Below are 25,286 nucleotides of genomic sequence, written 5' to 3'. Positions count from 1 at the left end.
AATGCCCATGCCTGCCAGCGAACCCCGCCTCTCCGGAGCCGGTGACAGCGTTCAGCTGTTCTCCAGCCGCTCCGATGACTACGCCCGTTACCGTCCGACCTACCCGGAGGCGCTCTTCGCCTGGCTTGCCAGCCAATGCGCCGCTACCGACAGCGCCCTGGACCTAGCCGCCGGCAACGGTCAGGCCAGCCTTCCGCTGACGCGCCACTTCCGTCAGGTGCTGGCCTGCGATGCCAGTGCCGAGCAGCTTGCCGCGGGCGATGGTTGGGCGCACGTGCAGCGTTTCGTCGCCGAGGCAGAGCACCTGCCTCTGCGAAACGGCCTGCTCGACCTGATCGTCGTCGCGCAGGCACTGCATTGGTTCGCCACTCCGGCGTTTTTCGATCAGGCGCGACAAGCGCTGAAGCCCAGCGGACTGTTCTGCGCCTGGTGCTACAGCCTGCTGGAAGTATCCCCGGATGTGGACGCCATCATTAATCACCTCTACCACGAAACGCTTGCTGGCTACTGGCCTGCCGGTCGTGCCAGCGTCGACGCCGGCTATCGAGATATCCGGCCACCGTTCGCATGCATCGACACGCCGCCCTTCGCCCTTGAGGCACAGTGGAATCTCGGCGAGCTGTTGGGCTACTTGCGCACCTGGTCAGCCGTCAAACAATGGCAACGGCAACACGGCCGGGACCCCATCGAGCTGCACGAACCTCAAATTCTCTCGGCCTGGGGCCCACACGATCAGCGGCGCCCAGTCCGCTGGCCGCTACACTTCCTTACAGGCTTCCCCAACCGCTAGCAATGCAAGGACGCCGCCATGCACGACGAACTGCTATCGCTCCGCAATCTCGGCAAGACCTCGGTCCAGTGGCTGCACGCTTCGGGCATTCACACAAGGGATGACCTGCGGCGGCTCGGCTCGGTCAGCTCCTATCGAGCAGTCAAGGCGCGCGGCTTTGCTGCGTCCAAGGTTCTGCTCTATGCCATTGAAGGCGCACTGCGCGACGTGCCCTGGCAGCAACTACCGTCCCCGCTGAAGGACGAGCTGAATCGGAACCTGAGCAACGAGCCCGACAACTAGAGCTAGCTCACAACCTCCGCTCGGCACGATTTACTCGCTCGCGCGACCGGGCCTATTGTGCGTCAACGTGACCCTGCCAATCGTCTGCCGCTCGTTCAAGGATTACCGACATGTATCTACTCGGGGAACAACCGGCGTATGCCGATCGCCTGATCAGCCGCCTGCAAGCCATCCCCAGCCAGTTGCTGGAGGGCCTGCAACCATCAGGCCCCAACCTCGACATCAAACACACCGACGACCTTTGCGCCGAGCTGCCGCCCCAGCAACTGTTCGTGATCGAGACCGGCCTGCTGCATGCAGTGATCGACGGCAAACCACTGTTCTATCTGCAGGAAGGCGACTTGATCGGCCTGCGCCAGTCGAGCGATCTGCCCGAGTGCCGCTATTGCAGCGACGAGCCCGTCACACTGGTGCCCTACTCGCGCAACGCGGTGTTTCAGCACGTTCATGGCGACACGCATCGGCAGGAACTCTTCACGCAATATCTGATCGGCCATACCGCCCTGCTCGGCGACGCCCTGGCACGCCTGAAGCAACCGGAAATCCGCCCGGCAACGGGGTTCAAGCATTTCGCGGTAGGCGAGGAGCTCATTCGCCAGGGCGACGAGGCGGACAACGTATTCATCATCATCGAAGGCCACGCGGACGCTATCGTCGACGGACAGAAGGTCGGCGACGTACAGAAAGACGAGATCTTCGGCGCCATGGCGGTGTTCACTCGCGAGCGCCGCAGCGCAACGGTGGTCGCCAGCGAGCCGTGCACGGTCATGGTGATCCCCAAGGAACAGTTTCTCGGCCTGACGCAGAGCAACCCGCGCATCGCCCACAGCCTCATCGAGAGCATGGCGCGCCGCATCGACCTGCTGAACAAGGAGGTCACCCACCTGCGGGTCAACATCGCCGTCTAGCGATCCGCTCGTCGCGGCCGCACATATATTTTTACGAATGCCTGTTGACGCAGAAATGAGAATTGTTATTATTAACGCAACTGATCGCGAGGTCAGCCGATAGCTGAAGGCTCAGGCAGTCGATCCTTCAGGTTATCTCCTCATCAGGCTAATCACGGTTTTGACCCGGCGCTGCCGGGTCTTTTTTTGCCTGTATTTTGCGGCTGGCAGATAAGGCTGCGCTATTTGCCGCGCTGCTGCAGTTGCTCGCAATGATCCTGCTCTGGTTGTGCCGGCGTATACCAGACGAAGTCCGCCTGCTCGGCGGATACCCTCTCGCCGACCTCGGCAAGCATCAGCACCGTGACAGGCATGTCTGCCAGATCCTCGATATGCAGCGGCACTCCAAGGTCACGCCGCACATGGAACGCCCCCGCCAGCAGCATCGCGGGCTTTGGCGCTGCGAGCAGACGTTCGGCCATGCGTCGATCTCGCTGCTGTTGCACCGCCAGCATCGCCGGAAGCTGACTTGCCGGCAGCATGCCGCAATGCGAGGTTTCGATCTGCGCGAGCAGAGCATCCCTCACCGTGGTCGTTGCCGAAGCGCGCCCCTGCAAGCGGGGAGCGGCCCGGTAGATGGACATGATCTCGTCGCGTCCGAGATTTGCCTGCAACAGCGGATAGGACTGCATCAGCGCATGGCTGACCAAAGGCCCGTAGAGGTTCCAGTCCCAGCCCTTCTGCCAGTCCAGCGCCTGGGCAAGATCGCCCGGCGCATGGCCCGCGCGAAGGTCTCGACGCACACTGTCGACACGCGCCTGCTGGCCGGGCTCGAGCATTTCCAGCAGCAGGCTGCCGTGCGGGCGTTGCTGCTCCAGCGCCTGCAGCAGCCAGAGCTGCAGCGCATGGTGATCGGGATTGTCGTGGCGCTCGCCGACCAGCAGGGCCTCGCTGTCCTGCAACCTGGCGACGAGCTGAGCCGGGGTCAGCACAGCGTCATTGTGCAGATCGACGATAAGGCCGAGATCGGCGTGGTCCCGCCCTTCCGGACCCTGCCACTCAGGTAGCGGTGGCAGTACGCTACAAGCGCTCAGCAAGACCACTGTCAATAAAACGATGATGCGCACCACAGACCTCCTCAACGGGCGATGACCAGGGGGTGACCTCGTTCCGGATGCCGCTGGACCAGCACATCCAGGCCGAACACGGCTTGCAGCGGCGCCTCGCGCAACACCTCGTCCGGCGCGCCGGCGATCTGTGCGCGACCGTTCTTGAGCAGCAACAGCCGATCACAGTAACGGGCAGCCAGATTCAGGTCATGCAGGATCACCAGTGCGGCGCCGCCCTGCTCGGCGAAACGCCGAACCGCCTGGAGGATGCTGTGCTGATGTGCCGGGTCGAGCATCGAGGTGGGCTCGTCGAGCAGCAGCACGCTGCCCTCGTCCCCCGGCCAGAGCTGCGCCAGCACTCGGGCCAGATGCACCCGCTGACGCTCGCCACCGGACAGCCGCAGATAGCTGCGCCCGGCCAGATGCTGCGCATCCGCGGCCTGGAGTGCAGCGGCCACGATGCGAGCATCAGCCTGACGGCCGCTGCAATGCGGCAGGCGCCCCATCGCGACCACATCTTCGACCTGGAAGGCAAAGCTCAGCGTCGAACTCTGCGGCAATACCGCTAGGCAACGCGCCCGCTCGCGATCCGACCAGTCGTCAAGCGCTCGCCCATGCAGCATGACCTGCCCTCTGGCGGTTTTCAGCTCGCCGGACAGAGCCTCCAGCAAGGTGCTCTTGCCCGCTCCGTTCGGGCCGAGCACACCCGACACCTGTCCCGCCTGCAAGCGCAGAGAAACCCCATCCAGCGCCGTGATGGCGCCACGCCTTACCGTCAGATCGCTGCCGACCAGCATCAAACACGCTCCCGGAGCAGCAGGAACAGAAAGAACGGCGCGCCTAGCAGCGCCGTGACGATGCCGATCGGCAACTCGGCAGGCGCGATCACCAGCCGCGCGGCGACATCCGCCAGCAACAGCAGGGTGGCGCCGGCGAGCGCCGAGGCCGGCAGCAGCAGCCGATGATCCGGCCCCACCAGCAGACGCATCAGATGCGGGACGACCAGGCCGACGAAGCCGATCAGGCCCGCGGCAGCAACGGCGGCGCCGACACCCAGCGCGGTACAGACCACCAGCTCGCGCTTGATGCGCTCGACGTCGAAACCCAAATGGCGCGCCTCGGATTCGCCTAGCAAGAGTGCATTCAATGCCGTTGCGCGGCGTGGCAGCCAACAGCCGACGGCAAGCGTGATCAGCAACAGCGGCCATAGCCCCGCGTAGCTGGCGCCGTTCAGGCTGCCGAGATTCCAGAAGGTCAGTGAGCGCAACGTGGTGTCGTCGGCAAGATAGGTGAACAGGCCGACAATGGCACCGGCCAGTGCGGTCAGGGCGATACCCGCCAACAGCATGGTGGCGACGCGGGTCTGCCCGTCGCGCCGCCCCAGCCGATACACCAGCAAGGTCACCGCGAGGCCGCCAAGGAAGGCGAACATGGACATCACATAGGGCTGCCAGACCTGCGGCAGCACGGGCACGAAGGTGCTGCCGACGATCGCGGCAGCCGCACCGAGCGCGGCGCCGCTGGACACCCCGACGAGCCCGGGATCGGCCAAGGGGTTGCGAAAGAGTCCCTGCATCGCCACGCCGCACAGGGCCAGCACGGCACCTGCGGCGCAGCCGAGCAGCGTACGCGGCAGCCGGATCTGGCCCAGGATCAACTCTGCCTGCTGCAGACCATCATGTCCGATCGGCAGTCCCAGCAGGCGCAGCGCCGCCAGCGCAGTGTCGTCCAGCGCCAGGCTCAACGGGCCCAGCGCCAACGACAGCCAGACGGCTGCCAGCAACAGCACGCTGAGTACGACAAACAGAATACGTACGGGAACCCGAGTGCCCATCAGGGATGCTTCGCCAGGCGGATGAGGGGCGAAGGATAAGAGCGTGTCGGCGGCGCCGCCACCCCGCGGTTAGCATCAGGCTGCGCACGAGCAGTGGTTGCGGGATAATCGCCGTTCCTGCGAGAGGTCAAGATGATTCGATTGTGCGCAACATCCGAACTGCCGGAAGGGCAGAGCCGCGGTTTCACCGCAGGCGAACTGCAGATCATCGCGGTTCGCCGGGATGGCCGGCCGTACCTGTACGAGAACCGCTGCCCGCACCGGGGCGTGCCATTGGAATGGCTGCCCGACCGTTTTCTCGACGAAAGCGGCAGCCTACTGCAATGCGCCACGCATGGAGCACTGTTCCTTATCGAGACTGGCGAATGCGTCGCCGGCCCCTGCGCCGGTCAATCGCTGCGGCAGCTGGATGTGATCGAGCGGGACGACAGCATCTGGTTGCAAACTGATCGACAGGGCGACAGTTGAGCACGGGCACCAAGCTCGAGGCTTGGTTATCATGCCGCCAAAGCTTTGCCGTGAGATCACCATGCTTCGCCTGCTGAGTCTGCTGCTCCTCTTCTGCGTACTACCCGCTAACGGCGGCCTGTTCGACAACAAACCCAGCGCGGGCTTCGGCAGCGCGCTGAACAATAGCAGCGACTTCCTGCCGGTACGCGAGGCATTCAGGCTGAGCCTCGTCGAAGCGACGCCCGAGCGGATCACCCTGCGCTTCGTCGCTGCCGAAGGCTACTACCTCTATCGGCATCGATTCGCCTTCAAGACCGACGAGCCGACGGTCGCCATCGGCGAGCCTAAGCTGCCCGCTGGTGTGCCCAAGGTCGATGACTATTTCGGCGAGATCGAAGCCTACTACGGCATTGTCGATGTCGAACTTCCGCTGACCAACCCGGACAATCGCCCCTTCATCCTGCAGGTCTCCTACCAGGGTTGTGCCGACAAAGGCCTGTGCTATCCACCGGAAACCGAGTCGCTTCCCATCGGCGATGGCGCCGGTGCATCCGCCGGAGCGGCCGACAGCCGACAGGCCAGCGAACGCGACCTGTCCTGGCGCTCGGTCGCGCTGTTCTTCCTCGCCGGCCTCGGCCTGACCTTCACCCCCTGCGTATTGCCAATGCTGCCGATCCTTACCGGCGTGGTCCTGCGCGGCCAGCCCGGCGGCATGCGCAGCTTCCTGCTGTCAGTGACCTATGTGTTGCCAATGGCTGGCGGCTTCGCCCTGCTCGGCGCGCTGATGGGCGTGTTCGGTGCAGAACTGAATCTGCAGGCACGCCTGCAATCGGCGTGGATTCTGGTGCCCTTCGCCCTGTTCTTCGTGATATTCGCCCTGGCCATGTTCGGTCTGTTCGAACTGCGCCTGCCGCGAGCCCTGAGCGGCCGCCTCGACCGGCTGGCCGGCAGCGCCCGCGGCGGTTCGTTCACCGGAGCGGCGCTGCTCGGTGCGGTGTCCAGCCTGCTGGTCTCGCCGTGCGTTTCCGCACCGCTGGCCGGCGCGCTGCTGTACATCAGCGCCAGCGGCGACGCCCTGGGCGGAGGGCTGAAGCTATTCGCCCTGGGGCTGGGCATGGGCGCACCGCTGGTGCTGTTCGCCACGGGCGGCGGCGCCCTGCTGCCCAAGAGCGGGCCCTGGATGGTTGGCGTGCGCAACCTCTTCGGCGTGCTGCTGCTGGCGGTCGCGATATGGATGCTCGAGCGCGTACTGCCCGGCCCCGTCGCCCTGGCGCTCTGGGGATTGCTGGCGGCGGGCAGCGCGCTGTTCCTCGGCACCCTCGAGCTCACCAGCAAGACGCCACGCCAGAAGCTTGCCCAACTGCTCGGCCTGGCTCTGCTGGTCTACGCCCTGGCCGCCTGGGTCGGCGCACTGCAAGGCGGCTCCGACCCGCTGCGCCCGCTGCCGATCGCCAGCAGCTCCGCACCGGGCAGCCAGGCTGGCGAAGGCTGGCACACCATTTCCACGCCGGCGGAACTGGACGCGCAACTGGCCGCCGCCCGCGCCGCCGGGCAACCGCTGATGCTGGACTGGTATGCCGACTGGTGCATCAGCTGCAAGGTCATCGAGCGCGAAGTCTTCGCCAATCCACAGGTGGCTCCGCGCCTGGCCGACTATCGTCTAATCCGCTTCGACATCACCGAGAGCAATGCTGCCCAACGTAGCCTGCTGGATCGCTACCAGCTGTTCGGCCCACCCGCCATCCTGTTCTTCGATGGCAACGGAAAAGAACTGAACGAGGTGCGCGTAGTCGGCGAAATAGACGCTTCCGGCTTCGCCGATCGACTGGATCGAGCGGCGGCTTTGCTCCAGGCGTCGCGATGATTTGCCGTGCTTCGTTGCAGGCACTCGAAGCACGCCTTGGGTCGACGAATGATTGCCGGAATCTTCAGACATAATGCGGGCATTTCCTTCGATCGCGACATGACTGGACAGTCAGCCCTTGCCTGGGGCATAGTTTTTCCCCTCTCGCGACCCGGCCTGCCCCGCCGCGTCGGCGTACCCAGAAAAACAAGGAACACCCATGGCCACCCTACTGGTCCTGCACGGCCCCAATCTCAATCTGCTTGGCACCCGCGAGCCCGGTGTCTATGGCGCGGTGACGCTGGCGCAGATCAATCAGGATCTGGAGCAGCGCGCCCGTGCCGCGGGCCATCATCTGCTGCATCTGCAATCGAATGCCGAGTACGAGCTGATCGAGCGCATCCATGCCGCGCGCAGCGAAGGCGTGGACTTCATCCTGATCAATCCTGCGGCATTCACTCACACCAGCGTCGCATTACGTGACGCATTGCTGGCCGTGAGCATCCCATTCATCGAAGTGCACCTGTCCAACGTGCACAAACGCGAACCTTTCCGCCATCACTCCTATTTCTCCGACGTAGCGGTAGGGGTGATCTGCGGCCTTGGCGCCAGCGGTTACCGACTGGCCCTGGAGGCCGCCCTGGAACAACTCGCTGCTTCCTGATGGGCTCGACGCAGGTGTCGAGTCTTGAAGAAGCGAGCAGCAATGCCCTTTGAACTTACCTGGGAGTCAACGCTTCATGGATATTCGCAAAGTCAAGAAACTGATCGAACTGCTGGAAGAGTCCGGTATCGACGAACTGGAAATCCACGAGGGTGAAGAGTCGGTACGCATCAGCCGTCACAGCAAGCAGGTCGCGATGCAGCAGCCGATCTACGCACAGGCTCCGGCCGCACCGGCGCCTGCTCCGGCCGCCGCTGCCGCCCCGGCTGCTGACGCTGCTCCTGCCGCACCCAAGCTGAACGGCAACGTGGTCCGCTCGCCGATGGTCGGCACCTTCTACCGCGCCTCCTCGCCGGAATCCAAGCCGTTCGTCGAAGTCGGTCAGAGCGTGAAGAAGGGCGACATCCTCTGCATCGTCGAAGCCATGAAGATGATGAACCACATCGAGGCCGAGATCAGCGGCACCATCGAATCCATCCTGGTGGAGAATGGTCAGCCGGTCGAATACGACCAGCCGCTGTTCACCATCGTTTGAACCGCGGAGAGCCAGCGATGTTGGAAAAAGTACTGATCGCCAACCGCGGCGAGATCGCCCTTCGTGTCCTGCGCGCCTGCAAGGAACTGGGCATCAAGACCGTGGCGGTGCACTCCACTGCCGACCGTGACCTGATGCACGTGTCGCTGGCCGACGAGTCCGTGTGCATCGGCCCGGCCTCCTCCGCCCAGTCCTACCTGAGCATTCCAGCCATCATCGCCGCTGCCGAGGTAACCGGCGCCGATGGCATTCACCCCGGTTATGGTTTCCTCGCCGAGAACGCCGATTTCGCCGAACAGGTGGAAAAATCCGGCTTCACCTTCATCGGCCCCACCGCCGATGTGATCCGCCTGATGGGCGACAAGGTGTCGGCCAAGGACGCCATGAAGCAGGCCGGCGTCCCCACCGTTCCCGGCTCCGACGGCCCGCTCCCGGAAGACGAGCAGGAAGCGCTGCGAATCGCTCGCGAAGTAGGCTATCCGGTGATCATCAAGGCCGCCGGTGGTGGTGGTGGTCGCGGCATGCGTGTGGTGCACAAGGAAGAGGACCTGATCGCCTCGGCCAAGCTGACCCGCAACGAAGCCGGCGCCGCCTTCGGCAACCCGATGGTCTACCTCGAGAAGTTCCTCACCAATCCACGCCACGTGGAAATCCAGGTGCTGGCCGACGGCCAGGGCAATGCGATTCACCTGGGCGATCGCGACTGCTCGCTGCAGCGCCGCCACCAGAAGGTGATCGAGGAAGCCCCTGCCCCGCTGATCGACGAAGAAGCCCGCCGCAAGGTCCAGGCTCGCTGCGTCCAGGCGTGCATCGATATCGGCTACCGCGGCGCCGGCACCTTCGAGTTCCTCTATGAAGACGGCAACTTCTACTTCATCGAGATGAACACCCGCGTGCAGGTCGAGCACCCGGTTACCGAGATGGTCACCGGTATCGATATCGTCAAGGAAATGCTGCTGATCGGTGGCGGCCAGAAGCTGTCGATCAAGCAGGAAGACGTGGTCATCCGCGGCCATGCCGTCGAATGCCGCATCAACGCCGAAGACCCGCGCAACTTCATGCCGAGCCCAGGCAAGGTCAAGCATTTCCATGCCCCGGGCGGCAACGGCGTACGCGTTGACTCCCACCTGTACGACGGCTACTCGGTTCCGCCGCACTACGACTCGCTGATCGGCAAGCTGATCACCTTCGGGGCGAACCGCGATGAAGCCATGGGCCGCATGCGCAACGCACTGGACGAGCTGATCGTCGACGGCATCAAGACCAACGCCCCGCTGCACCGCGACTTGGTGCGCGACCCCGGCTTCTGCAAGGGCGGCGTGAACATCCACTACCTGGAGAAGAAGCTGGGTATGGATAAGCACTGAGCCACGCTCGGCGCTGTACTGCAGAGGCTGCCTTCGGGCGGCCTCTGTCGTTTCTAGCTGGTGTTCGTCGAGCCCAGGCTGGCCGCACAACGCCCCCTCCAGTAAGCTTGCCGGCTTTTACCGCGACCCCATTCGAGAGGCCTCCATGTCCTGGCTGCAGATCCGACTCGCCATCACCCCCGATCAGGCCGAAGCGCTGGAAGACCAGCTGCTGGATCTGGGTGCGGTCTCCGTGACCTTCATGGACGCCGAAGATCAGCCGATCTTCGAGCCGGACCTCGGCACCACCCCGCTGTGGTCGCACACTCATCTGCTGGCATTGTTCGAAGCCGATACCGACGCGGACGCCCTGCTCGCCCATCTGCAGCTGCTACGTGGCGGCGAGCTGCCCGAGCACCAGGTCGAGGTGATCGAAGAGCAGGACTGGGAACGCAGCTGGATGGACAACTTCCAGCCGATGCGCTTCGGCCGCCGCCTGTGGATCGTCCCCAGCTGGCACGTGGCACCCGAGCCCGACGCGGTCAACCTGTTGCTGGATCCCGGCCTGGCGTTCGGTACCGGCACTCACCCCACTACCGCACTCTGTCTCGAGTGGCTGGATGCCCAGTCGCTGAACGGCCAGAGCCTGCTGGATTTCGGCTGCGGCTCGGGCATCCTCGCCATCGCCGGCCTTCTGCTGGGCGCCGCGCATGCCGTCGGCACCGACATCGACACCCAGGCGCTGGAAGCCTCGCGTGACAACGCCCAGCGTAACGGCATCGCCGAGGAGCGTTTCGCCCTTTATCTGCCCGAGCAATTGCCGCAGGAACCGGCCGACGTGGTAGTCGCCAACATCCTCGCCGGGCCGCTCGTCTCCCTGGCACCGCAGATCACCGCACTGGTCAAACCGGCCGGGCGGCTGGCGCTGTCCGGAATCCTCGCCGAGCAGGCTGAAGAGGTGCGTGCGGCTTATGCCGACGCCTTCGAACTCGACCCGACCGCCGAGAAGGATGGCTGGGTGCGCATCAGCGGGACCCGGCGTGGCTGATCCTGCGACCGCAGCCACATGCTGCACGCCCATGACGGCGGGCCACTGCCGCTTGCCGATCGGCATGCGCTAGACTAGCCGGCACATTTGCGCGGAACCTCGCATGACCAGCTTCGTCACCCAGTGTCCCCACTGCCGTACCCGCTTTCGCATCGGCCGCAGCCAGCTCCGTGCAGCGCGAGGAGCGGCACGCTGTGGTGCCTGCATGGAGGTATTCAATGCCGCACACCATCTGCTGCGCGACGACATCAATCCGACTCGCCCGCTGAAGCCGCCGCCCTTGGCCGCAGAGCAGGCGGAACCGGAACCAGGTGCGATCGCGGCGGCGGCCTCGCCCAACCCGCGCAGCAGTGACGAGACTCTCTGGATCCACGACGACCTGGACCTCGACAGCCTTGACCTGGACGCTGAGCTGGCCAAGCTGGAGCGCCAGGAGCGCGAGCTGTCTGCCGATCTGAATGCCCTGAGGCACGACAGCCCCGGCACATCGCTCCCTCACGAAGCACCGGCGGACGAGGCAGCCTCGCAGGATGAAAGCTGGGCCGAGCTCCTGCTCAATGCCGAGCAGAGCGTTAGCGCACGTCGCGCCGATGAGCCGGATGACCCGATCAGTTTCACCCCGGTCTCGGCGGAAACGCCCCGCCAACCCGCCCCCCTGGCACCGAGTACCAGCGCGCTGTCGACAGCGAGGGCCCAGCAGGCACGCAACGAGCGGGTCGAACCGGAGCTGGCGCCGCCCGAGCAGCCGATGCAGGCGGCCGAAGCGATCGCACCACCACGACGCGAACCGGATCTGCGTGACGAGCCGCTCTTCGAACTCGATGACGAACCGCTGCAGCTGGATTGGCAGGAACGCAAGAACCCCTGGCCGCGCAGGCTTGGCTGGGGCGCCCTGAATCTGCTCGCGCTGCTGGCCCTGGGCGCCCAGTACGTGGTGTACAACTACGACGAGCTGTCACGGCAGGCGGCTTACCGCCCCTGGTTCGAACGGGTCTGCCCGACGCTGGGCTGCGAGCTACCTGCACTCGTCGACATATCCCAGATCAAGAGCAGCAACCTGGTCGTGCGCAGCCACCCCGACTTCACCGGGGCGCTGGTGGTCGACGCCATCCTCTACAACCGTGCCGCCTTCGCGCAGCCTTTCCCGCTCCTGGAAATCCGCTTCGCCGACATCAACGGCAAGCTGCTGGCGAGCCGCAGCTTCAAGCCCAGCGAATACCTCTCGGGCGAGCTTGCCGGACAAGCACAGATGCCCCCGCAGGTGCCGATCCACATCGCTCTGGACATCCTCGACCCGGGCGCGCAGGCGGTGAACTACAGCCTGGGTTTCCACTCCCCCGATTGATACGACTTGCCGATGCGATGGGCCAGCCATCGCGCTGATGGCACATCCATGCCCTCCAGCAAACCACTGGCGATAAGGCGGCCGCTGTTCAGAATTTGTTCAAAACAGCCTTTAACCCGTCATGCGGAGCGGGTATTATGCCCACCCTTTTTTGCAGTCCCGATCGACCTAACAAGCAGGCCCCAAGCAGGGAATCTTCATGTCAGCGGTGCGCATCGGCCCCTACACCTTATCCAACCGGTTGATTCTCGCGCCCATGGCGGGCGTGACCGATCAACCGTTCCGCCAGCTGTGTCGCCGCTTCGGCGCGGCTCTGGTGGTTTCGGAAATGCTCACCAGTGATGTGCGCCTGTGGAACAGCCGCAAGTCGCGGTTGCGCATGCCCCATGCCGACGAGCCCGAGCCACGCTCGGTGCAGATCGCCGGCGGCGACCCGCAGATGCTCGCCGAAGCCGCACAGCGCAACGTCGAACTGGGCGCACAGATCATCGATATCAACATGGGTTGCCCGGCGAAGAAGGTCTGCAACAAGGCCGCAGGCTCTGCGCTGATGCGCGATGAGCGACTGGTCGCAGACATCCTCGAGGCCGTGGTCGCCGCGGTGGATGTGCCGGTGACGCTGAAGATCCGCACCGGTTGGGACCGCCAGAACAAGAATGGCGCAACCATCGCCCGCATCGCCGAACAGTCCGGCATCGCCGCGTTGGCGGTGCATGGGCGTACCCGCGCCGACCTGTATACCGGCGAGGCCGAGTACGACACCATCGCCGCGATCAAGCAGGCGGTGTCGATCCCGGTTTTCGCCAATGGCGACATCGACTCGCCGCAAAAAGCCGCGCAGGTCCTGCACACGACCGGTGTCGACGGCCTGCTGATCGGACGTGCGGCACAGGGTCGCCCGTGGATATTCCGCGAGGTGGAGCATTATCTGCGCACCGGCCAATTGCTGGCGGCGCCGACGCTGGACGAGATCGAAAGCACCCTGCTGGAGCATGTGCAGGCGTTGCATGAATTCTACGGCGAGGTGATGGGAGTCCGTATCGCCCGCAAACACGTGGGCTGGTATCTCGCAACACTGCCGGGCGCGCGGGACTTCCGCGCCCGTTTCAATCATCTGGAAGACAGGGATGCACAGGGCTTCAGCATTCGGCAGTTCTTTGCCGAACAACGCTCAGGGCCTGGCTCGGTGGATGGAACAGAGGTGGCCGCATGACGCTGTTGAATGAAACATTGGTAAGTGGAACAACATCCGTGAGTGACAACCTGAACCTCAAGCAGCACCTGAACACGCCGAGCGAAGCGGGACAGACGCTGCGTGGTAGCGTCGAGAAGGCGCTGCACAACTATTTCGCACGCCTCGAAGGCGCCGACGTCACGGACGTTTACAACCTCGTGCTCTCCGAGGTGGAAGCACCGCTGCTGGAAACCGTGATGCACTACGTCAAGGGCAACCAGACCAAGGCCTCCGAGCTGCTGGGTCTGAACCGCGGCACCCTGCGCAAGAAACTCAAACAGTACGACCTGCTCTGAAGCGACCGCCGGCAGGCGCGCCTGCCGGCTTCGCGGCCTCAAGCCTGTAGCCTCTAGGAAACGTCAATGACCGACCAAACCACCCGCCTTCCCGTGCGCCGCGCGCTGATCAGTGTGTCCGACAAGACCGGCGTAGTCGATTTCGCCCGCGAGCTCGCCGCCCTCGGCGTCGAGATCCTGTCCACCGGCGGCACCTTCAAGCTGCTGCGCGAAAACGGCATCGCCGCCGTCGAAGTGGCTGATTACACGGGCTTCCCGGAGATGATGGACGGCCGGGTGAAGACCCTGCATCCGAAGATCCACGGCGGCATTCTCGGTCGCCGCGATCTGGACGGCGCGGTCATGGCCGAGCACGGCATCAACCCAATCGATCTGGTGGCGGTCAACCTCTACCCGTTCGCCGCGACCGTGGCCAAGCCCGGCTGCACCCTGCCCGATGCCATCGAGAACATCGACATCGGCGGCCCGACCATGGTCCGCAGCGCCGCGAAGAATCACAAGGACGTGGCCATCGTGGTCAACGCCGAAGACTATGCGGCGGTGATCGACAACCTGAAGCACGGCGGCCTGACCTACGCTCAGCGCTTCGACCTGGCCCTCAAGGCCTTCGAGCACACCTCCGCCTACGACGGCATGATCGCCAACTACCTGGGCGGCATCGACCAGAGCGCCGAGACCCTCACCACCGAAGGCCGCAGCCTCTTCCCACGCACCTACAACATGCAGTTCGTCAAGGCGCAGGACATGCGCTACGGCGAGAACCCGCACCAACAGGCCGCCTTCTATGTTGAGAAGCCGGATGAGGCCAGCGTCGCCACCGCCAAGCAACTGCAGGGCAAGGAACTGTCTTTCAACAACGTGGCTGACACCGATGCCGCGCTGGAATGCGTGAAGAGCTTCACCAAGCCGGCCTGCGTGATCGTCAAGCACGCCAACCCCTGCGGCGTGGCCGTGGTGCCGGAGAACGAAGGCGGCATTCGCAAGGCCTATGATCTGGCCTACGCTACCGACAGCGAATCGGCTTTCGGCGGTATCATCGCCTTCAACCGCGAGCTGGACGGCGAGACCGCACGCGCCATTGTCGAGCGCCAGTTCGTCGAGGTGATCATTGCCCCGAGCGTGTCCGCCGAGGCTCGTGAAGTGGTTGCCGCCAAGGCCAATGTGCGCCTGCTCGAATGCGGCCAGTGGCCGGCCGAGCGTGCGCCGGGCTGGGACTACAAGCGCGTCAACGGCGGCCTGCTGATACAGAGCCGTGACATCGGCATGATCACCGAGGCCGACCTGAAGATCGTCACCCAGCGCGCACCGACCGAGCAGGAGATCCACGACCTGATCTTCGCCTGGAAAGTGGCCAAGTTCGTCAAATCCAACGCCATCGTCTACGCCAAGAACCGCCAGACCGTTGGCGTCGGCGCCGGCCAGATGAGCCGCGTCAACTCCGCGCGCATCGCCGCGATCAAGGCCGAGCATGCCGGCCTGCCGGTACCCGGCGCGGTGATGGCCTCGGATGCTTTCTTCCCCTTCCGCGACGGCATCGACAACGCTGCCAAGGCCGGCATCACCGCGGTGATCCAACCAGGTGGTTCGATGCGCGACAACGAGGTGATCGCCGCGGCCGACGAAGCAAACATCGCCATGGTGTTCACCGGCATGCGCCACTTCCGCCACTAATATCGGCCGTACTCGGACAGGTATCTGCGGCGTTGCCCGACTCTTCCCCATGCTCATTGCCAGAAGGCGACTCCGCTGAGGGAAGAATCGGGCGCCCTGCATCCACCAGCCCGATTGCGATCTCGGAATTCATAAGGGTGGATAACGCTTCGCTTATCCACCAAACGGGCTACCGGCCCGCCTCCATCGGGAGAGAGAAATGAACGTACTGATCATCGGCAGCGGCGGCCGCGAGCATGCCCTGGCCTGGAAGGTCGCGCAGGATCCGCGCGTTGCCAAGGTGTTCGTCGCCCCGGGCAACGCCGGCACCGCCACCGAAGCCAAGTGCGAGAACGTCGCCATCGACGTGCTGGCCATCGAGCAGCTGGCCGATTTCGCCGCTGCCAATGTGCAGCTGACCATCGTCGGCCCCGAGGCACCGCTGGTCAAAGGCGTGGTCGACCTGTTCCGCTCGCGCGGCCTGGACATCTTCGGCCCCACCGCCGCCGCCGCACAGCTGGAAGGCTCCAAGGCGTTCACCAAGGACTTCCTGGCGCGTCACGCCATCCCGACCGCCGACTATCAGAACTTCACCGAAGTCGAACCGGCGCTGGCCTACCTGCGCGAGAAGGGTGCCCCGATCGTGATCAAGGCCGACGGCCTGGCCGCCGGCAAGGGCGTGATCGTTGCCATGACCCTCGAGGAAGCCGAGGAAGCCGTGCGTGACATGCTCTCCGGCAATGCTTTCGGTGACGCAGGCGCGCGCGTGGTGATCGAGGAGTTCCTCGACGGCGAGGAAGCCTCCTTCATCGTCATGGTCGATGGCGAGCATGTACTGCCGATGGCCACCAGCCAGGATCACAAGCGCGTAGGCGATGGCGACACCGGCCCGAACACCGGCGGCATGGGCGCCTACTCCCCCGCCCCGGTGGTCACCCCCGACGTGCATCAGCGGGTGATGGACGAGGTGATTTATCCCACCGTGCGCGGCATGGCGGCCGAAGGCAACGTCTACACCGGCTTCCTCTACGCCGGCCTGATGATCGACCAGAGCGGTGCACCCAAGGTCATCGAGTTCAACTGCCGCTTCGGCGACCCCGAAACCCAGCCGATCATGGTGCGCCTGGAGTCCTCGCTCGTGTTGCTGGTCGAGGCCGCCCTGGCCAAAGCGCTGGACAAGGTCGAAGCGACCTGGGATCCACGCCCGACAGTCGGCGTGGTGCTGGCCGCAGGCGGCTACCCGGGCGACTATGCCAAAGGCGACGTGATCGAGGGACTTAGCGAAGCCGCCTCCCTGGACGGCAAGGTCTTCCATGCCGGGACCGCGCTGAATGCGCAAGGCCAGATCATCACCGCCGGCGGCCGCGTACTGTGCGCCACCGCCATCGGTCGCAGCGTGTCCGAGGCACAGCAGCAGGCCTACCGCCTGGCGGAAAAGATCCGCTGGAACGGCTGTTTCTACCGCAAGGACATCGGCTACCGCGCCATCGCCCGCGAACAGGGCGAAAGCTGAACCCCGCCAGTCACCAGGAATGCGCGCGGCGCCAGATTTTATCGACACCGCGCGCATTACAGGCTGACAACGGCATGGCTATAATCCGCCGTCACACTCATGAACGGACTTCTCCAGTGGGTCGGCTCCGGATCGCCATCGCTCTCATCTTCGGCCTGCTGCTGATCAATCTGATCCCGCTGTCGGCTCAGGCGTCCATTGCCCCGCCGTCCTCTACGCCGCTGGCCGCAACGCCGAATTCACTGCCACAGAACTGGCGCATTCTGGTCGATCAGTCCGGCAAGCTCACACTGGAGGAAGTGGTTGCCCAGCGCGCCCTGTTCCAGCGGCTGGAAAAGCTGTCCTACAGCGCTCCGGCCAGTGATCGGGCGGTCTGGCTGCAAGTCAGCCTGCCCCCTCTGACCAAGCCGAAATGGCTTTCGCTGTTCGCGCCACGTGTGCAGTACCTGGATTTCTACCTGCTGCGCGAAGGCCAGCTTGAGCAGCACGTCGCCACCGGCGAGCTGCGACCGGTCAGCGCGCGCCCGCTGCCGAATCGGGCCTACCTGTTCAGCCTGCCCAATGATGGTCAGGCGAGGGAAGCCTACGTTCGCCTGCAGTCCAGCCATCCGGTGATGACCTGGTTCAAGGTCATCGACGACAGCGGCCTGGTCAGCCAGTCCAGGCCCGCCTACCTGTTCGGCGCCCTGTTCGGCGCCCTGGCACTGCTGATGGTGTACAACCTGCTGCGCTTCGCCTACACGGTCAGCTACACGCATATCTGGCTCAGCCTGCTGCATGGCGCGCTGCTCGCTTGCGCCATGGCGAACCTGGGCGTCCTGGCGGTCTGGTTGCCGGGATTGACCTATAGCCAACCGTTGATCGCCGACCTGTCGGCGCTCGCCGCGAGTTGTGCGCTGCTCGGTTACACGCTGGGCTTTTTCAACCAGCGCCGGCGCACCTGGATTACATGGCTGCTGGGCATCGAACTCAACGTGGTGCTGGCCATCGCCGCCAGCATCCTGCTTGGCCAGTGGCTGTGGCACAGCTGGCTAATCTACTCGCTGGTGCTGGTCGCCTCGTGCAGCGCTCTGGTGGTCGCTCTGTACCACTGGCGTCAGGGTTATCAGCCGGCACGACTGGTAGTCGCCGGCGCGACGCTCTTCAACAGCGGCATGGTGTTCTTCATGCCCATGCTGCTCGGCTTCGACCAGCTCGACCCGGGCTGGCTGACCGGCGGGCTGTTCAGCCTTGCCACGATCGCCGGCCTGCTGCTCAGCTTCGCCCTGCTCGAACGGCAGCGCCAGCGTCAGAGCGACAGCCGCACTCAATTCACCGCAGCTGCAGTCAGCAGTGCGGAGCTCAAGACCAAGGCTGACTTCCTGTCCAAAATCAGTCATGAGCTGCGCACGCCGATGAACGGGGTGCTCGGCATGAGCGAGCTGCTGCTGGGCACCTCGCTCTCGGCGAAACAGCGCGATTACGTGCAGACGATTCACAGCTCCGGCAACGAGCTGCTCAATCTGATCAACGAGATTCTCGACATATCCAAGCTGGAGTCGGGCCAGATCGAGCTGGACGACGTTCAGTTCGACTTCAACGCGCTCATCGAGGATTGTCTGAGCATCTTCCGCGCCAAGGCCGAGCAGCAGAAGATCGAGCTGATCAGCTTCATCCAGCCGCAACTGCCACAGGTCGTGGCCGGCGATCCGACACGCCTGCGCCAGACGTTGCTCAATCTACTGGAGAACGCCTTCAAGCAGACCGAGGAAGGCGAGGTGCTGCTGATCGCCGCGATCGACGGACCGATGGATGCGCCGCGACTGCGCATTACCGTGCAGGACAGCGGTCGGCCGCTGGAGGCATACGAGCGCGATGCCCTGCTCAATGCGGCAGTGGACAGCCAGGACTTCCTCGCCGCGACCCGTCATGGCGGACGGCTCGGCCTGATCATCGCCCGCCAGCTGGTCCAGCTGATGGGTGGCGATTTCGGTATCCAGACCGGTAGCAATCAGGGCAATACGCTTTGGATCAGCCTGCCGCTGGCCGGCGAAGGCCTGGCCCAGAGCAACGCCGACCTGGACGGACCGTTACGAGGCACGCGCCTGCTGATCGTCGATGACAACGATACCTGCCGCAAGGTACTGGTCCAGCAGTGCAGCAGCTGGGGACTGGAGGTCAGTGCGGTGGCGTCGGGCAAAGAGGCGCTGGCGTTGCTGCGCACCAAAGCGCACCTGAAGGAATACTTCGATGTGGTACTGCTCGACCAGGACATGCCCGGCATGACCGGTATGCAGTTGGCGAGCAAGATCAAGGAAGACTCCAGCCTCAACCACGATATCCTGCTGATCATGCTCACCGGCATGAGCAGCGCCCCGAGCAAGATCATCGCGCGCAACGCCGGCATCAAGCGCATCCTGGCTAAACCGGTGGCCGGCTACACCCTCAAGACCACGCTCGCCGACGAACTCGCGCAGCGTCAGCAGGGCAACCAGCAGCGCTCCACGACAGCACCCCAGGCGTCAACGCCACTCGAGGTTCCGGGCGATTTCCGCATCCTGGTCGCCGAAGACAACAGCATCTCCACCAAGGTCATCCGCGGCATGCTGAACAAGCTCAACCTGCAGCCCGATACCGCCTGCAACGGTGAGGAGGCGCTCGAGGCCATCAAGACCACCCCTTACGACCTGGTGCTGATGGACTGTGAAATGCCGGTGCTCGATGGTTTCCAGGCCACCCGCCAATTGCGCGAATGGGAGGCTAACAGCGGTCGGCGGCGCACGCCGGTGGTCGCCCTGACTGCACACATCCTCAGCGAGCACCGTGAACGTGCCCGTGAAGCGGGAATGGACGGGCATATGGCCAAGCCCGTCGAGCTCTCGCACCTGCGCGAGCTGATCGACCACTGGGTGCGCGTCAAGCAGGCCGAGCAGGTCGACTGAGCGGCGCTCGGTACCGGTCTCAGCAGACGCCGCGCATCACGTTTCGGATCAGCATCCCGCTCTCGGGCCTGGCCGGCATGCGCGTCAGATCGATACGCAGATCCTGCGCTGGCACCGCGTAGGCCATTTCGCGCGTCAGCATGCGCAGCGCCATCTTCAGCAACTCGATTGCCAGCCGTTCGCCTGGACAACGATGCCCTTCGGCCGCGTCACCGCCGCCCTGGGTGACAAAGCTGAAGGCATTGCCCGGCCAGTTCAGGAAGCGCTCGGGCTGGAACGCTTCGGGCTGATCCCAACGGCTCGCTTCGCGGTTGGTCCCCCACAGATCCAGCATCACTCGGGTGCCCGCCGGAAAATGCTGGCCCTGCCAGTCGAAGTCCTCTCGTACGCGGGCAGCCGTGAACGGAAAGAACGCGTGCAACCTGCGAACCTCCTGCGCGAAGGGCTCGAGCAGTTCATCGTCCGTACGCAGGCGCGCGGCCCATTGCGGCTGCGCCAGCAGTTCCAGCACGGCATAGGTGATGAAGTAGGAAACCGCCACTGTCGGCCGCAACAGATTGAGCAACTCGACAGCGGCGACCTGCTCATCGAGCGGTGTGCCGTCGAGGTCGCGGTGATGCGCGATCACCATGAGCGCCGTGGTCGGCTCGGCTGGCAGCCGGCCGGCGCGAACCTGCTCGATCAGCTGCCGCGCCCAGGCTTCGGCGTCGCGCCGCGCCTTGCGCGCCTCCCAGTGACGTGCCCCGATGCCACCCGCACCGTCAACCATCGTCGCCAGCTGCTCGGCCCGGATCTCCCGCTCGGCGGGTGCCAGCGGCACGCCGGCCCAGCGACATACCGCTTCGGTCAGAATCAGCTGCACTTCCGTCATCAACCGGACCTCCGGGCGCGCCTGCCACTCACCGATCGCCTGGCGCCAGGCCTGCTCGGCCAGGCTGACCAGCTTCTCGACCGCAGCACCGTCGAGCAACTGCAGGAACATTCGCTTTCGATTCCGGTGCGCCTCACCGTCCAGCCCCTGCACGCCTCCTTGTCCGACCAGCGTCTTTATCAGCATGCGCGGCATGGCATGGGCGCGCTGCAGATAGCGTTCGTCGTAGAACAGGCGCGCGGCGTCTTCGCCGCTGAGACAGATGGTGTTCTGCAGTAGCAGACGCGCCTGGAATACGTTGCTGTGCAAACGAGCACAGCGATCACGGATAAATGGATAGCCTTCGCCCAGCATCGCCAGTGAGCTTTCCAGATGATCATCATGGGGTATTTCGGTCATGCCGCTCTCCAATCAACCAGTCCTGCAATCGACCTCCGTGCGCTCGGAGTGTTATCGCGCGAACGACCCGAAGGTCGGATAACTGAACAAAAAGGGCCGAGCGCTGCCGATTACTGAACGACTCACGAAACGGTGCAGGTCTCGGCATGCCGTGTCCATCACGTCGCAGAACGCGGCGTGGCCGCAGTCCTGCCCCGAGGAGCCACTCGATGATGAAGAGGAGCGATGTCGCCTGGACCCTGATCGGGGTTTCGGCCGTGCTGCTGTCCGGCTATCTGCTGTATCACGAGGTCCGCAACATCTCGCTGAGCGAACTCGCCAACAGCCTGCATGCGATCGGTGCCCATCGCTGGTTGCTGGCGGCCCTGTCGACGCTTGGCGCCTACCTGGCGCTGGCCTGGTACGACCGCATCGCCATGGCCCATCTGGGCCGGAAGATCTCCTGGTGGTTCATCACGCTTTGCTCGTTCACCACCTATGCGCTGGCCCACAACATTGGCGCCTCGGTTTTTTCCGGCGCGCTGGTGCGTTATCGCGCCTACCGCAGCCGCGGCCTGACGCCCCAGGAAATCGGAATCCTGATCGTCTTCTGTTCCTTGACGTTTGTCCTCGGTACCGTCCTGGCAGGTGGCACGGTGTTGATCCTCGAACCGCAGTTGCTGGACCGCCTGATGGACAGCGCGAGTTGGCTATCGACCGCGGTCGGGTGTGGGCTGTTGCTGCTGATCGCGTTGTATGTGTTCGGCGCATGGCGGCAGTTGCCGGCGTGGCGGCTGGGCAAATGGCATATCGAGTATCCGCGGCTGCCGATCGTCGCGCGCCAGTTGCTGGCCGGACCACTGGAGCTGCTATGCGCGGCGGCGATCATCTACTTTGCCCTGCCGGCGGCGAACAACCCAGGCTACCTGACCATCCTCGGCGTGTTCCTCGCGTCCTTCTCGCTGGCCCTGCTCTCCCATGCCCCAGGCGGGCTCGGGGTGCTGGAACTGACCTTCGTCGCCGCACTGCCAGAACTCGCGACCGTCGACGTGCTGGCTGCACTCATCGTGTTTCGTGTCTTCTACCTGCTGCTGCCGTTCGCCATTGCAATGGTGGTCGTGCTGCTGTTCGAACACGGTCAGTGGCGCGCTCGACGAACCGACGCAGTAGGTCGTTGATTCGCGCGCAGCCCTCCATACCTCTCATCCCGACGAAGATGGTCTGGCGCGAAACGGCCACAGAGGCCATCATGCTGCCCTTTCCAACCCAACCCGACGTCATGACCGAAACCACCCATTCCCACGCCGAACACAAACCGCGCCCATTGGTCGACCTGGCTGTAAGCATCCTGATTCCTTCACTGATCCTGATGAAACTCAGTGGCGAGGAGCGCCTGGGTGCCGATGGCGCGCTGCTGCTGGCCCTGGCCTTCCCGCTGGGCTGGGGCCTGTGGGAGCTGGCCCGCTACCGCAAGTTCAACTGGATCGCCCTGCTCGGCCTGATCAGCGTGCTGCTCACCGGCGGCATCGGTCTGTTGCAGCTCGACACCCAATGGCTGGCGATCAAGGAAGCGGCCGTACCGGGGATCATCGGCATCGGCGTGCTGGCCTCAACTCGCACGCGCTACCCGTTGATTCGTACCCTTCTGTACAACCCGAAGGTGCTCAATGTGGACAAGATCCACGAGCAGCTGGAACGCAACGGTCAGGTCGCTCATTTCGAAACCCGCCTGCTACGGGCGACCTACCTGCTCAGCGGCACCTTCTTCTTCTCGTCCTTCATGAACTACGTCCTGGCCAAATGGATCGTGCACAGTCCGGCCGGCAGCGAAGCGTTCAACGCCGAACTGGGACGCATGACCCTGCTCAGCTATCCGATGATCGCCATACCCAGCATGCTGATGATGATGGCGATCTTCTTCTATCTCTGGCGGACCATCCATGGCCTGACCGGCTTGCGCCTGGAGGACATCATGGCCGTCCACGAGCAGCGCGACGGCAAATGAAGCCGCGGAAGCATCCGGCAGCCAGACGCCAAGCCATCAGAACAGCAGTTTGAAGATGCCGATCACCACGATCAGGCCAATGATGAAGATGACGCCCGCGGTACCGCCGATGAACTTCAGCATGCCGTACTCTCCGTATTTTCTGGACTGTGCTCTTGTGACAGTCCGGTTCGGAAGGACGTTCAGCGCCAGACGCCGGGATGTTCGGCAGTCAGCTGGTCGTCAGCAGCATCCATAGCGGCAGGCTGACGGCGGCCGCCAGCGTCGACAGAAATACGGTGGAGCTGACCGCGCGGCTGTCGTCGGCATGCTTGACGAAGGCCAGCACATTTACGCCACTCGGACAGGCTGCCAGCAGCACCAGCACGCTGCGCGCCTCCTGACTCAGCCCGGGCAAGCAACCACTCAGCCACCACACCAGCGCCGGGAACAGGACCAGCTTGGCCAATGTGAGCACGACGACCGACGCGCTAGGCCGCAGGCGATAACGTGACAGACTGATACCCAGCACCATCAACGCGCAGGGCAGCGCCGCCTGCGCGAGCCAGCCAATCACTCGCCACAACGGCTCGGGCAGCAACAGGCCGCTCAGGTTCAACAAGGCTCCGAGCAGCAGGCCGACGATCAAGGGGTTGGCCAGGTTCTTCAACAGCGACGGCGCGCTGACCCTGTCGCCATCACCGAGCGCGGCGTAGAAACTCTGCAAAGAGAACAGCACCAAGCTGTGGAACACCAGAATGGCGAACACGTAGACCAGACTCTCGGCCCCGAGCAGCGTGCTCACCAGGGGAATGCCGACCAGCACGTTGTTCGAGTAGGCTGCGGTCAGCCCCAGAGGGCTCGCTCGCCCCTTCAGGCGATGCGCAACGACGTTCACCAGCAGAAAAATCAGCAGCACCGGGGCGAAGTATGCCAGCAGCAACATCGGCGACATGCCCTCGCCCAGCTCGGCGCGAGCGATGCCATTGAACAGCACCGCAGGCATGAACAGCTTGAAGGTCACGCTGGCCAGCCCGGCGGCACCTTCGTTGCTCAACCACTGGCGCCAGCCAAACAGATAACCGAGCGAGATCAGACCGAAGATCGGCAGGATCGCCAACACCACTACCATGTCGCCCCTCCAGAGCCGAACTTCAGGCCGCGTCGAGGCGCGGGGGCGCAAGAATACACTGGCGAGCGGACGCTCGCACGGAAGCCGGGTCTCCGTCGGGTGGGCGAATCAGACGCGAAAGCTGCGCTGCCTGACGACGGCAGCCGGCTCCGCTTGCTGCAACACGTCGAGCACCTCGGCGAGCTCGAGCTTCCATGGCCGAGGCGCCAGACCAAAGGTCGACTCGAAGCGACGGCAGTCGAGCACTGACCAGGCCGGACGGCGCGCCGGTGTCGGGTATTGTGCAGTCGTGATCGGCGACACCTCGGGCTGCCTGGCTAGCAGTCCGGCCGCCTCACCTTGACGGAAGATCTCTACGGCGAAGTCGTACCACGAGCAGGCCGGTGTACCGCTGTAGTGATAAACGCCCCAGGCCAGCCTGTCGCCGGCGGCATAGCGGCGCGCCAGTTCCAGCAGCACGGCGGCGATACTGCCGGCCTGGGTCGGACATCCCAGCTGGTCGCTCACCACGCCAAGCGCATCGCGCTGACGCGCCAACCGCAACATGGTCTTGACGAAATTGTGCCCGTGGACGCCGTACACCCAACTGGTACGCAGGATCAGGTGCGCGGGCAGGCAGTCACGGATGATCTGCTCGCCGGCCAGCTTGCTCGCCCCATAGACACCCGTCGGAGCGGTTGCATCGTCCTCGGTATAGGGTCTGTCGGCTTCGCCGGAAAACACATAGTCGGTGGAGATGTGGAACAGCGGCACGCCCGCACGCCCGGCAGCCTCGGCAAGATTGCGCGCACCATCGCGGTTGACGGCATAGGCCTGCTCGCTGTGAGACTCGGCGTTGTCCACATGGGTGTAGGCAGCCGCATTGATGATCAGACCGGGGCGCTGCGCCATGGCCGCCGCAATTTGTTCTGACCGGACGATATCCAGCTCGGTGCGATTCGGAGCCAGCACATCCAGGCCGAAACTCGCCGCACGCTCGGCCAGCTCGCGCCCAACCTGACCACCGGCACCGCAAACGAGGATTCGCATTCTCTTTAGCCTCATCGACGACGCTCGCGCCAGGGCGAACGTCCGAAATAATCTTTGCCAACGACACCTCTCGGCGCATCGAATGGCACCGCCGGATATGCCGCCGATGCGGGCGAGGCCGCGTCGACACCGCGCTGCGCGGCGG

Annotated in this window: 24 protein-coding genes; 17 read left to right on the top strand and 7 right to left on the bottom strand. The window is 64.4% G+C overall.

Features of this window, described 5'->3' with window-relative positions; genetic code table 11:
* The first annotated feature begins 7 nt into the window (after positions 1 to 7).
* The 3 genes from ACX1DW_RS22085 (at position 8) to ACX1DW_RS22075 (ending at position 1,980) form a co-directional block, all read left to right on the top strand.
* Positions 8 to 790 (top strand): class I SAM-dependent methyltransferase, encoded by a 783-nt coding sequence (locus ACX1DW_RS22085; protein WP_458992389.1) that lies wholly within the window; start codon positions 8 to 10, stop codon positions 788 to 790.
* Between the two features lie 18 nt (positions 791 to 808).
* On the top strand, positions 809 to 1,072 hold the full coding sequence (locus ACX1DW_RS22080) for a TfoX/Sxy family protein (RefSeq protein WP_063540405.1): 264 nt from the start codon (positions 809 to 811) through the stop codon (positions 1,070 to 1,072).
* Positions 1,073 to 1,182: 110 nt separating this feature from the next.
* Positions 1,183 to 1,980: a Crp/Fnr family transcriptional regulator gene (locus ACX1DW_RS22075; protein WP_458992388.1), complete on the top strand. Its 798-nt coding sequence runs from the start codon at positions 1,183 to 1,185 to the stop codon at positions 1,978 to 1,980.
* A 221-nt stretch (positions 1,981 to 2,201) separates the two neighbouring features.
* Here the strand turns inward: ACX1DW_RS22075 and ACX1DW_RS22070 are convergent, their stop codons facing one another.
* The 3 genes from ACX1DW_RS22070 to ACX1DW_RS22060 are packed head-to-tail and all read right to left on the bottom strand — an operon-like array spanning position 2,202 to position 4,902.
* Positions 2,202 to 3,086, bottom strand: coding sequence for a ChaN family lipoprotein (locus ACX1DW_RS22070; RefSeq protein WP_253751706.1), 885 nt, complete (start codon positions 3,084 to 3,086; stop codon positions 2,202 to 2,204).
* A gap of 11 nt (positions 3,087 to 3,097) precedes the next feature.
* Positions 3,098 to 3,865 (bottom strand): heme ABC transporter ATP-binding protein, encoded by a 768-nt coding sequence (locus tag ACX1DW_RS22065; RefSeq protein WP_102838508.1) that lies wholly within the window; start codon positions 3,863 to 3,865, stop codon positions 3,098 to 3,100.
* A complete protein-coding gene (locus ACX1DW_RS22060) occupies positions 3,865 to 4,902 on the bottom strand; it encodes a FecCD family ABC transporter permease (RefSeq protein WP_458992387.1) in 1,038 nt (345 codons plus the stop codon). Before ACX1DW_RS22060 ends, ACX1DW_RS22065 begins: the two co-directional genes overlap by 1 nt.
* 132 nt (positions 4,903 to 5,034) lie before the next feature.
* Between ACX1DW_RS22060 and ACX1DW_RS22055 the strand changes: the two genes are divergently transcribed.
* From ACX1DW_RS22055 to ACX1DW_RS22000, 12 genes are all read left to right on the top strand, one after another.
* Positions 5,035 to 5,370: a Rieske (2Fe-2S) protein gene (locus ACX1DW_RS22055; RefSeq protein WP_458992386.1), complete on the top strand. Its 336-nt coding sequence runs from the start codon at positions 5,035 to 5,037 to the stop codon at positions 5,368 to 5,370.
* Positions 5,371 to 5,401: 31 nt separating this feature from the next.
* Complete coding sequence (locus ACX1DW_RS22050; protein ID WP_458992385.1) at positions 5,402 to 7,216, top strand: protein-disulfide reductase DsbD; 1,815 nt, start codon at positions 5,402 to 5,404, stop codon at positions 7,214 to 7,216.
* Between the two features lie 199 nt (positions 7,217 to 7,415).
* Positions 7,416 to 7,859, top strand: coding sequence for a type II 3-dehydroquinate dehydratase (gene aroQ, locus ACX1DW_RS22045; protein WP_011914336.1), 444 nt, complete (start codon positions 7,416 to 7,418; stop codon positions 7,857 to 7,859).
* Between the two features lie 76 nt (positions 7,860 to 7,935).
* Positions 7,936 to 8,394 (top strand): acetyl-CoA carboxylase biotin carboxyl carrier protein, encoded by a 459-nt coding sequence (gene accB, locus ACX1DW_RS22040; RefSeq protein WP_011914337.1) that lies wholly within the window; start codon positions 7,936 to 7,938, stop codon positions 8,392 to 8,394.
* A 17-nt stretch (positions 8,395 to 8,411) separates the two neighbouring features.
* Positions 8,412 to 9,761 (top strand): acetyl-CoA carboxylase biotin carboxylase subunit, encoded by a 1,350-nt coding sequence (accC, locus tag ACX1DW_RS22035; RefSeq protein ID WP_102838512.1) that lies wholly within the window; start codon positions 8,412 to 8,414, stop codon positions 9,759 to 9,761.
* 145 nt (positions 9,762 to 9,906) lie between these two features.
* Positions 9,907 to 10,788: a 50S ribosomal protein L11 methyltransferase gene (prmA, locus tag ACX1DW_RS22030; RefSeq protein WP_326428810.1), complete on the top strand. Its 882-nt coding sequence runs from the start codon at positions 9,907 to 9,909 to the stop codon at positions 10,786 to 10,788.
* Between the two features lie 103 nt (positions 10,789 to 10,891).
* Positions 10,892 to 12,133 carry a zinc-ribbon and DUF3426 domain-containing protein gene (locus ACX1DW_RS22025; RefSeq protein ID WP_458992384.1) on the top strand — a complete coding sequence of 414 codons (1,242 nt, stop codon included), beginning with the start codon at positions 10,892 to 10,894 and terminating at the stop codon, positions 12,131 to 12,133.
* A 199-nt stretch (positions 12,134 to 12,332) separates the two neighbouring features.
* On the top strand, positions 12,333 to 13,346 hold the full coding sequence (dusB, locus tag ACX1DW_RS22020; protein WP_133455742.1) for a tRNA dihydrouridine synthase DusB: 1,014 nt from the start codon (positions 12,333 to 12,335) through the stop codon (positions 13,344 to 13,346).
* Positions 13,343 to 13,663 (top strand): DNA-binding transcriptional regulator Fis, encoded by a 321-nt coding sequence (gene fis, locus ACX1DW_RS22015; protein ID WP_003293170.1) that lies wholly within the window; start codon positions 13,343 to 13,345, stop codon positions 13,661 to 13,663. The genes dusB and fis overlap by 4 nt, the downstream gene beginning before the upstream one ends.
* Positions 13,664 to 13,729: 66 nt before the next feature.
* The gene (gene purH / locus ACX1DW_RS22010; RefSeq protein ID WP_063540419.1) at positions 13,730 to 15,334 is read left to right on the top strand and encodes a bifunctional phosphoribosylaminoimidazolecarboxamide formyltransferase/IMP cyclohydrolase; all 1,605 of its coding nucleotides are present in this window, start codon (positions 13,730 to 13,732) and stop codon (positions 15,332 to 15,334) included.
* Between the two features lie 199 nt (positions 15,335 to 15,533).
* Positions 15,534 to 16,826 (top strand): phosphoribosylamine--glycine ligase, encoded by a 1,293-nt coding sequence (gene purD / locus ACX1DW_RS22005; RefSeq protein WP_063540420.1) that lies wholly within the window; start codon positions 15,534 to 15,536, stop codon positions 16,824 to 16,826.
* A gap of 116 nt (positions 16,827 to 16,942) precedes the next feature.
* The gene (locus tag ACX1DW_RS22000) at positions 16,943 to 19,747 is read left to right on the top strand and encodes a hybrid sensor histidine kinase/response regulator (protein ID WP_133455739.1); all 2,805 of its coding nucleotides are present in this window, start codon (positions 16,943 to 16,945) and stop codon (positions 19,745 to 19,747) included.
* Positions 19,748 to 19,766: 19 nt separating this feature from the next.
* Here the strand turns inward: ACX1DW_RS22000 and ACX1DW_RS21995 are convergent, their stop codons facing one another.
* On the bottom strand, positions 19,767 to 21,017 hold the full coding sequence (locus ACX1DW_RS21995; protein WP_458992383.1) for a cytochrome P450: 1,251 nt from the start codon (positions 21,015 to 21,017) through the stop codon (positions 19,767 to 19,769).
* A gap of 209 nt (positions 21,018 to 21,226) precedes the next feature.
* Here ACX1DW_RS21995 and ACX1DW_RS21990 point away from each other — a divergent pair, with 209 nt between their 5' ends.
* Positions 21,227 to 22,174: a lysylphosphatidylglycerol synthase transmembrane domain-containing protein gene (locus ACX1DW_RS21990; RefSeq protein ID WP_110776047.1), complete on the top strand. Its 948-nt coding sequence runs from the start codon at positions 21,227 to 21,229 to the stop codon at positions 22,172 to 22,174.
* 101 nt (positions 22,175 to 22,275) lie between these two features.
* Positions 22,276 to 23,001, top strand: a complete 726-nt coding sequence (locus tag ACX1DW_RS21985; protein ID WP_458993426.1) for a VC0807 family protein — start codon at positions 22,276 to 22,278, stop codon at positions 22,999 to 23,001.
* Positions 23,002 to 23,037: 36 nt separating this feature from the next.
* On the opposite strand, the gene ACX1DW_RS21980 is transcribed toward ACX1DW_RS21985, so the two are convergent.
* The 3 genes from ACX1DW_RS21980 to rfbD all read right to left on the bottom strand — a co-directional run bounded on the left by ACX1DW_RS21980 (position 23,038) and on the right by rfbD (position 25,141).
* Positions 23,038 to 23,124 (bottom strand): small membrane protein YohP, encoded by an 87-nt coding sequence (locus ACX1DW_RS21980; protein WP_442807067.1) that lies wholly within the window; start codon positions 23,122 to 23,124, stop codon positions 23,038 to 23,040.
* A gap of 88 nt (positions 23,125 to 23,212) precedes the next feature.
* On the bottom strand, positions 23,213 to 24,112 hold the full coding sequence (locus tag ACX1DW_RS21975; protein ID WP_458992382.1) for an AEC family transporter: 900 nt from the start codon (positions 24,110 to 24,112) through the stop codon (positions 23,213 to 23,215).
* 108 nt (positions 24,113 to 24,220) lie between these two features.
* Positions 24,221 to 25,141, bottom strand: coding sequence for a dTDP-4-dehydrorhamnose reductase (gene rfbD, locus ACX1DW_RS21970; RefSeq protein WP_458992381.1), 921 nt, complete (start codon positions 25,139 to 25,141; stop codon positions 24,221 to 24,223).
* Between the last annotated feature and the right edge of the window lie 145 nt (positions 25,142 to 25,286).

The sequence above is a fragment of the Stutzerimonas sp. KH-1 genome, from assembly GCF_054483855.1.
The sequence above is the reverse complement of the archived record's forward strand: the minus strand, read 5'-3'. Positions and strand labels throughout refer to the sequence as shown.

Bases quoted from the DNA above. Each gene is read 5' to 3' on its own strand.
- ACX1DW_RS21980 (WP_442807067.1), bottom strand. From the start codon at position 23,124: ATGCTGAAGTTCATCGGCGGTACCGCGGGCGTCATCTTCATCATTGGC.
- ACX1DW_RS22075 (WP_458992388.1), top strand. From the start codon at position 1,183: ATGTATCTACTCGGGGAACAACCGGCGTATGCCGATCGCCTGATCAGC.
- fis (WP_003293170.1), top strand. From the start codon at position 13,343: ATGACGCTGTTGAATGAAACATTGGTAAGTGGAACAACATCCGTGAGT.
- ACX1DW_RS21990 (WP_110776047.1), top strand. From the start codon at position 21,227: ATGATGAAGAGGAGCGATGTCGCCTGGACCCTGATCGGGGTTTCGGCC.
- prmA (WP_326428810.1), top strand. From the start codon at position 9,907: ATGTCCTGGCTGCAGATCCGACTCGCCATCACCCCCGATCAGGCCGAA.
- ACX1DW_RS22065 (WP_102838508.1), bottom strand. From the start codon at position 3,865: ATGCTGGTCGGCAGCGATCTGACGGTAAGGCGTGGCGCCATCACGGCG.
- ACX1DW_RS22085 (WP_458992389.1), top strand. From the start codon at position 8: ATGCCTGCCAGCGAACCCCGCCTCTCCGGAGCCGGTGACAGCGTTCAG.
- ACX1DW_RS22025 (WP_458992384.1), top strand. From the start codon at position 10,892: ATGACCAGCTTCGTCACCCAGTGTCCCCACTGCCGTACCCGCTTTCGC.
- rfbD (WP_458992381.1), bottom strand. From the start codon at position 25,141: ATGCGAATCCTCGTTTGCGGTGCCGGTGGTCAGGTTGGGCGCGAGCTG.
- ACX1DW_RS22055 (WP_458992386.1), top strand. From the start codon at position 5,035: ATGATTCGATTGTGCGCAACATCCGAACTGCCGGAAGGGCAGAGCCGC.
- ACX1DW_RS22080 (WP_063540405.1), top strand. From the start codon at position 809: ATGCACGACGAACTGCTATCGCTCCGCAATCTCGGCAAGACCTCGGTC.
- aroQ (WP_011914336.1), top strand. From the start codon at position 7,416: ATGGCCACCCTACTGGTCCTGCACGGCCCCAATCTCAATCTGCTTGGC.
- accB (WP_011914337.1), top strand. From the start codon at position 7,936: ATGGATATTCGCAAAGTCAAGAAACTGATCGAACTGCTGGAAGAGTCC.
- dusB (WP_133455742.1), top strand. From the start codon at position 12,333: ATGTCAGCGGTGCGCATCGGCCCCTACACCTTATCCAACCGGTTGATT.
- ACX1DW_RS22060 (WP_458992387.1), bottom strand. From the start codon at position 4,902: ATGGGCACTCGGGTTCCCGTACGTATTCTGTTTGTCGTACTCAGCGTG.
- purD (WP_063540420.1), top strand. From the start codon at position 15,534: ATGAACGTACTGATCATCGGCAGCGGCGGCCGCGAGCATGCCCTGGCC.
- ACX1DW_RS21985 (WP_458993426.1), top strand. From the start codon at position 22,276: ATGACCGAAACCACCCATTCCCACGCCGAACACAAACCGCGCCCATTG.
- ACX1DW_RS22050 (WP_458992385.1), top strand. From the start codon at position 5,402: ATGCCGCCAAAGCTTTGCCGTGAGATCACCATGCTTCGCCTGCTGAGT.
- accC (WP_102838512.1), top strand. From the start codon at position 8,412: ATGTTGGAAAAAGTACTGATCGCCAACCGCGGCGAGATCGCCCTTCGT.
- ACX1DW_RS21975 (WP_458992382.1), bottom strand. From the start codon at position 24,112: ATGGTAGTGGTGTTGGCGATCCTGCCGATCTTCGGTCTGATCTCGCTC.
- ACX1DW_RS21995 (WP_458992383.1), bottom strand. From the start codon at position 21,017: ATGACCGAAATACCCCATGATGATCATCTGGAAAGCTCACTGGCGATG.
- purH (WP_063540419.1), top strand. From the start codon at position 13,730: ATGACCGACCAAACCACCCGCCTTCCCGTGCGCCGCGCGCTGATCAGT.